A 6676-nucleotide genomic window follows, 5' to 3' on the forward strand; every position below is an offset into this window, starting at 1 on the left:
ACCGTCAGCGAGTCATCGCCGCCCAGACCATTGATCTCAAACTGCTCAATCTTTTCGTTCGTGAGGGTAAAGAGTCCCAGATTGAGGCGGTTAAAGATGGCCTGGCCATCCACTTGACGCAGGTCAAACTCATCGCCAGCCCCATCCGCCCCGTTCACCTCGGTCACATCGAAGCCAGCGCCACCATTGATGAAGTCACTGCCGTCACCATTGTTCCAGATGAAGCGATCGCGACCGTTCCCTAAAAAGGCAACGTCATTACCGGTTTGGCCCACAACAGTGTCATCGCCCGCACCGGCAAAAACGATATCCGTACCCGCACCGCCTAGAACAGTGTCGTTACCATTGCCGCTCAGGAAGACATCGTCTTGGTCTCCTCCTTGAAGATTGTCATCACCATTACCACCAATCAAAATGTCACCGAGATCTTCGATTTCAGGGGCATTCTCAAACAAGCTACCGACGATCTGGTTGACAAGAAAAGTTAGAAAGGTATTCATTTGGGGTTCTCCTAATAGTATTAGAGGGCCGAAAAACAAAAACTCACAACAGTGATATCGGCGCACCAAGTTCCTCCTGGTAGAAAGCCAGGAGGGTTGATTCAGATATTTTTAGTGAGCAAAGAACTGCAGAAACAGACTGAAGGGTAATACCATCACCTATGATCTAAAAGATGCCGTGGTAAGTGATTGAATTGCATCTTTTGAATATTGTTTGGGTCGATGTAAATGGTTGATAGCGCCCTAAAAGTCGGAAAGTTTAATAGGCACGGAAAGTCCAAGGTGCTCAGCGTACATTCTTACTTCGTCACTCGTGGAACCTCGTTTAACTCGACTAATTTAATTGAACTCTACAGATGGCTACGCTCAAGGTTGAGAAAGGCTAACTTATGGCTGACTTATGGCGAGGCATGGAAAGTTAAATTGACAGTGCCCTGCGGTGTTATGATTACGGCAATGGAGCTGAGCCGCAATCTTGATTGTGAATAGTGTGCCGGTGGGTTAGGCTCATCTTTGGAGTCGCCCCCGGCGATGGTCTACAGAACCGGACGTGAAAGTTTCCCTTCATCCAGTTCCTCAACGACTTGGTGAGTGACAATTAGACCTCTTTTCTGTGTGCTGAATGTGGCTCAGCAGCAGACTTAACATGGTGACAATGTCGATGTAGAAGTTGCCAATTAGAAGAACCATCAAGGTCGCCTTGAAAGTGGGGAATGATGTGGTCGAGTTCAATGACATCATCGGTCTTGAAAACCAGATTGCAAGCATTACAACGGCCTTTCTGGCGCTTGAGCAATTGAGCGACGCTGGGCGGGATGAGCGGGGATTGGCCACGCCTAGTGGCCCAGTAGATCCAATCGCCATCATAGGGACTGCGAGTTCCCTGCACTTTGATAAAGCGCCGGATCGGCGTGTCCGCATGATTTGCCAGTTTTATCCATCTGTCCGGTTTCGAGCGAGCAGCAAAGACCCACTGAGTGCTGCCGGTGGCGTGCCAATACTTGCGGTTCACCCATCGCCGATGTTTCTTCGAATGCCGTCTTCGCGCCCAACTTTGGAGGCTGGCGAAGAGGTCTACCGCGCATTGGGAGAAGGTGTGTTTACTCACTTTAGTGGAGTAATACCGACACCAGCCACGAATGACTGGGTTGAGATGTGCAATCAGAGCGGCCTGGGGAGCCGCGCGATGGGAGCGCACAATTTGAGCCAATCGTTGGTGGTGCTGTTTCACCTTGTCCTTGGCGGGTTTGATGAGTGTTTTGAAGCCAAGTGAAACACCCCGACAGCGGCCTGTTTGGTGTTTACCAGCAGGATACTGACGGACGTGGAAGCCGAGGAAATCGAACCCTCGATTCCCGTCATAGGCATGGAGCGTATGAGTAATCCGAGTTTTGGCCGATTTAAGCGTCAACCCGAACGTCGCCAGCCAATCAGCAAGGGCTAATTGTGCGGATTGAACGACCGTTAGATCTGGTTGCAAAACAACCAGATCGTCGGCGTATCGAATCAGAGCGGGCGCGGGAATTTTGACCTATTTGCCATCAATGTAGGCGGACGTAAGGGGGGAAAGCTCGATGGAGATGTTCTTCCATGCCGTGGAGACAGATATTCGCTAACAAAGGCGAAAGCTCCCCTCCAACAATCATGCGTATTCTCGTAACTTCGGCACCGAGTTGCATCAACTTCGGCACCCCTGAAAACCTGAGAAAATTTCGCGGTCATTGGGCAGGTCAATTTCATTATGTCGTCAGTTGACGACAACGGCGATCGACATTTCTAAGACATGGCGTTTTCCTCTGGAATCAGATCAGTTTCATCCTTGAGCGGGCTGGTGAGCTTGCGCATAGACTCACCTCTCAGGGCCAGACGCAGAGAGTCATGCACCAAGCGGTCAAGAATGGCATCGGCTAAAGTCGGGTCTTGAATTTGGGGATGCCACTGATTGATGGGGAACTGGGTTGCGAGTAGACAAGAGGAACGCCGGTAGCGGTCATCGAGGAAGTCAAGCATGTCGCGGGCATCATTGGGCGCGAGGGCATCGCGCAGCCACTCATCGAGAATGATGAGGTCAAAGGCTGCGAGTTGTTTGCGCAGTTTTGGGAAAGAGCCGTCGAGTTTGGCGAACTTCAATTCCGAGAGCAGTTCGGCCGTTTTGAAATAGCGTACGGAATAGCCTTGCTTACAGAGATGGTCGGCCAAAACACAAGCTAAGAAGGTTTTTCCCACGCCCGTCGGCCCCATCAATATGAGATTGAGGTGCTGGCCCAACCATTGGCCCTGTACCCATTCCAGGAACTGAGTTTTTTTCAATCCCCGAGGTACAGTGAAATCGACGGCATCCAAAGTCGCTGATGTAGAAAGTTGCGCCTGTTTGAGTCGTCGCTGCAGTCGTTGGTGCTGCCGCCTGAGATACTCCCGTTCAACGAGCAGGGCGAAGCGTTCATCAAAGGTGAGGTCGTGATAGGTGGGCTGTCCCTGTTGTTCCTGCCAGGCTTCGAGCAAGCCGATGAGTCGGAGGGTTTTCAACTGGTCTAAGGTTTGTTGCATCGCAAAGAACTCTGATAGTGGGTCAGTTTCAGTGGTAGTAATCAGCGCCGCGCACATAGTCATGTCGCGCTGAGGGCGCTTGAGGAACTTCTAGAAGTGGCACAGACCGGTCCAGTTGCGCCTTGAGAATGGCTTTGAGCCGTCGATAGCCCACTAGCGCAAAGGTGTTGGCGCGCCGACAGGCATCTTCTAAGCGCTGAGCGCCATAGCGCGTAGCCAGAGATTGCAAGCCTTTGAGGGTGCGAAAGGCCTGTTCTTCATGGTCTTTAGCGGCAAAGATGGCCGTCACCTGGCGGTGCGTTTGGGGGCCCACCTGCTGTGCCCAGGTCAGGAAGGTCTCTTTTGACTGGCGTTTATAGGCCCAGTGCTCCGGCGGCATATGCTCCGGCAGTGTCGTATGACGATAAGGAGCCTGCGAGCGAGGATGAACAGCAATGCGTCGATGCTCAAAGAAGACTTCCACCAAGCTTTCGCTGACTTTGACGCTGACCTGACGACGCACGAACCAGTAGGGCACCGAGTAGTAGTGCTTGTCCACTTCTAGGTGGTAATCCAAATTCACCTTCGCTTGCTTCCACCGGGCAAAGACAAAGGCATGCGTCGGCAAGGGCTGCAAGGCCGGTTGGTCAACTTGTTCAAACAAGGCCCGACGCGAGCAGCCATAGCTTTTCATCAGCCGATGATTTAGCTGCTCTAGGCGCGCTTGAATGGCCGCATTGAGCTTGGTGAAACTGGTAAAGCGCTGATGGCGTAGCGGCGCTAAGATTTGTCGTTCGACTTCCTGCACCGCTTTTTCTACCTTGGACTTGTCGCGAGGCTTCTTCGAGCGAGCCGGGAGAATCGCCACCTGATAGTGTTCGGCAAAAGCGTGATAGCTCTGGTTGACACCCGGTTCATACCGGCAAGGGTCGGTGACACCTGACTTGAGGTTGTCCGGAACGATGGCTTTGGGCACGCCTCCAAAGAAGGCTAAAGCTCGTTCATGGGAGCCAATCCAGTGTGCTAAGGTTTGCGTCGGGGTCGCTTCGGCGAAGGTATAGTTACTCGCCCCCAAGCAGGCCACAAAGATTTGTGCTGTCTGTGTTTCCCCGCTCACTGGGTCATAGACCGGGACGGTTTGACCACAGTAATCGACAAACAGCTTTTCACCCGCCTGATGAGTCTGGCGCATCGAGAGGTCTTGGTGCCCTTTCCATTGACCATAGCGCCGACAGAACTGACCGTAACTCAGATTCCACTGTTGCTGGTCAAGCCCCTCTTGCCACAACAGCGCTAACGTCACGCCTTTGCCTTGCAAGTCACGATGCACAACCGCAAAATCAATCGCTGTCTCAACTTTGGGCTGTTTACCTTTACCTAGTCGGACTTGCGCTTCACTATCGCTGAGCTGAGACAACTCCTCATAGCTCAGTCCTTTGCCCCTCGCTCGCCGGATATAGTCCTGCACTGTCGAGCGCGCAACAGCGCAACTCAGCGCGATTTCGCTCTGGTTATATCCCAACTCGTGCAGACGAATAATTTCTCGAAATTTCACCATCGGCAATTGGACTCCTTGACCACTTCGACCCATGGCTGTTCTCTTCTCCCTGACGCTTGATTGAGCTAAGGGTATGAGTACTTCCAAATGGGCTGGACACGACCTGCCGAAGTTGACGCGATTCAGGTGCCGAAGTTGGCGCGATTTGACTGCCGAAGTTGATGCGATTCAGGTGCCGAAGTTGGCGCGATTTTGCAAATCATGCAAAAAAGGATCTTCAGCTCCCGGTAATGGCCCTTCGCCGACTCGGAACACGACGTTAATCTGCTCTTTGCTAATCTCCAATCGTTTAACCAGTGTTCGAATGAGCTCTCTCTGACCATTTCAATCTAGGTTTTCAAGTCCTGATTTAACCCTGGCACTGAACTCTTCCATATGTCCAATAATGAGCTGTAAATCTCTTCTCTGCTGGTCTTGAAGGCGAAGGTTTTGAGATTGCTTTTCTAAGGCTTCTAAGCGTTCCTTAAATCGTCGAATTTGAGGCTCAACTTCGGCTTTATCTAGATAACGTCAGTTCGGGTTAAGCCGCAGAGGGTAAAACCCACTCTAAATTGATGGCAGGCTTCTTGGGTTGATGACAATAAGCAATGAGACCACAGAGAACATTGACTATGAAGTTGGTGGGACTGCGGTGACGAGAATGCTCAATCTGTGAGATGTTCTTGAGCTGGTCGATGACCGTTTCAACAATCGCTCGCTTTCGAGCCAGTAGCTTGTCGGTGAGCTTCATCAGCTTATTCTTCATGTTGCGTTTGGGCTTGGCGAAAAACTCAACGCCAAAGGACTCTAAAAGTTGACACACCAACTTCTGTGAGACGTAGCCCCGGTCAGCCAAGACTTTACCGAAGAGCCCACTCAGCAGTTCAGGCACAGGCTTGCGGTCGTCAACATTGCCCGGCGTCACCGTCATGTTCAACAACTCGCCGAATTCATTGACGACTAGGTGAAGCTTGAAGCCGAAGAACCAATCCACTGAGGTTTTGCCGCGAGCGGCAATGTCCTCAAAGACTTGGTGGGAGTTGATGCGGCGGTTGTGACAGACTTTGAGCGCAGTGGCATCGATAAAGCTGATGCCACTGCACCGGCCAAAGCAGTGCTTGAGGTAGACACACAAGGGCATCAAGGTAGACGGCATCCACTCGACAAAGCGCTGATAGCTAGGCAGGTTGGGAAACTCACAGCGCCAGTACTGGCAGACATGCTTTTGATAGAAGTGCTTGAAGTTACGATAGGAGCGCTGATGGAAACTGACCAGAATCGTCATGATTTCGCTGAGGCTCATCGAACGGGCACGCTTACGATGGTTTACGCCGCTGTCCAGCAGAGTGGCTTGCCATTGAGGGACGAAGGCCTGGCAGAAGTCATCGATATGGCAAAAGAGGTCTTCTAAACTATCCATTAGGAGGGGCCTGGTTGATGAGTTTTTATAGTTTCAACCGTTTTGGCCCCTTCATTTCTTATCCCGAACTCACGTTAAAAAGGAGTGCCCCTGTCGCTCCACCACCACCCACGCCATAGCTAGCGTGGGTTATGAAGCGGCCATGCTCGCGATTCTCAACCGCTTCGGAATAGGGGTCCATGATGACGAGGGTCCCCTCCTGCTGCGCCTGGCTGATGGCAGCGATCGCGCCTTCTGCCTCAAATGCTGAGAGTCTGTCTAGTTGTAACTGCATACTCATCTCGATAACGCCAATGCGTCGTAATCAGGGAAAGATGTCTACACGGTCGCTCTTTGCCGCTGCTGGCCGCCAATGAGGACATCAATGGCTTTTCGGACCTCAATCATGAGGTACACGACGATGTAAAACAGAAAGACTGTAATGGCGACCCGCCAAGCGTTCTAGGGATTGAAAGTGGGTCCCGTCAGACCTAACCCAAAGATGGGGGCATAGACAATGCAGACGATGACATCAACTGTGAAGGCCCCAATCTGGGCTATCCGCAAGGCTCGGAAGAACCGGGTGAAATAGTTGTTATGCCTTGTCCGAAGTTGCTGCTGTAGTTTGGTTTCGTTGGCCCCGGCGCTCATCACTTGAAATCGCCCAATAGCTGAGTAGAAGGCTTTCAGAGTGGTGGGCGAGTTATTGATCAC

General features: G+C 51.9%; 7 protein-coding genes. All 7 read right to left on the reverse strand.

Annotated features, from left to right (window positions below; translation table 11 throughout):
- On the reverse strand, positions 1 to 500 hold a 500-nt coding region (locus PN498_RS12290; protein ID WP_442951417.1), incomplete at its 3' end, for a calcium-binding protein.
- A 598-nt stretch (positions 501 to 1098) separates the two neighbouring features.
- The gene (locus PN498_RS12295) at positions 1099 to 2025 is read right to left on the reverse strand and encodes a group II intron reverse transcriptase (protein ID WP_334312251.1); all 927 of its coding nucleotides are present in this window, start codon (positions 2023 to 2025) and stop codon (positions 1099 to 1101) included.
- Between the two features lie 251 nt (positions 2026 to 2276).
- Complete coding sequence (istB, locus tag PN498_RS12300; protein ID WP_272063090.1) at positions 2277 to 3047, reverse strand: IS21-like element helper ATPase IstB; 771 nt, start codon at positions 3045 to 3047, stop codon at positions 2277 to 2279.
- Between the two features lie 28 nt (positions 3048 to 3075).
- Positions 3076 to 4617, reverse strand: coding sequence for an IS21 family transposase (gene istA / locus PN498_RS12305; RefSeq protein WP_272063092.1), 1542 nt, complete (start codon positions 4615 to 4617; stop codon positions 3076 to 3078).
- A gap of 487 nt (positions 4618 to 5104) precedes the next feature.
- On the reverse strand, positions 5105 to 5983 hold the full coding sequence (locus tag PN498_RS12310) for an IS982 family transposase (protein WP_272063094.1): 879 nt from the start codon (positions 5981 to 5983) through the stop codon (positions 5105 to 5107).
- Between the two features lie 58 nt (positions 5984 to 6041).
- Positions 6042 to 6263: a hypothetical protein gene (locus tag PN498_RS12315; protein WP_272063096.1), complete on the reverse strand. Its 222-nt coding sequence runs from the start codon at positions 6261 to 6263 to the stop codon at positions 6042 to 6044.
- A 161-nt stretch (positions 6264 to 6424) separates the two neighbouring features.
- The coding region (locus PN498_RS12320; RefSeq protein WP_272063098.1) for a hypothetical protein at positions 6425 to 6676 on the reverse strand (252 nt) is incomplete at its 5' end.

This window comes from Oscillatoria sp. CS-180 (genome assembly GCF_028330965.1).
Classification (GTDB): Bacteria; Cyanobacteriota; Cyanobacteriia; order Phormidesmidales; family Phormidesmidaceae; genus Halomicronema.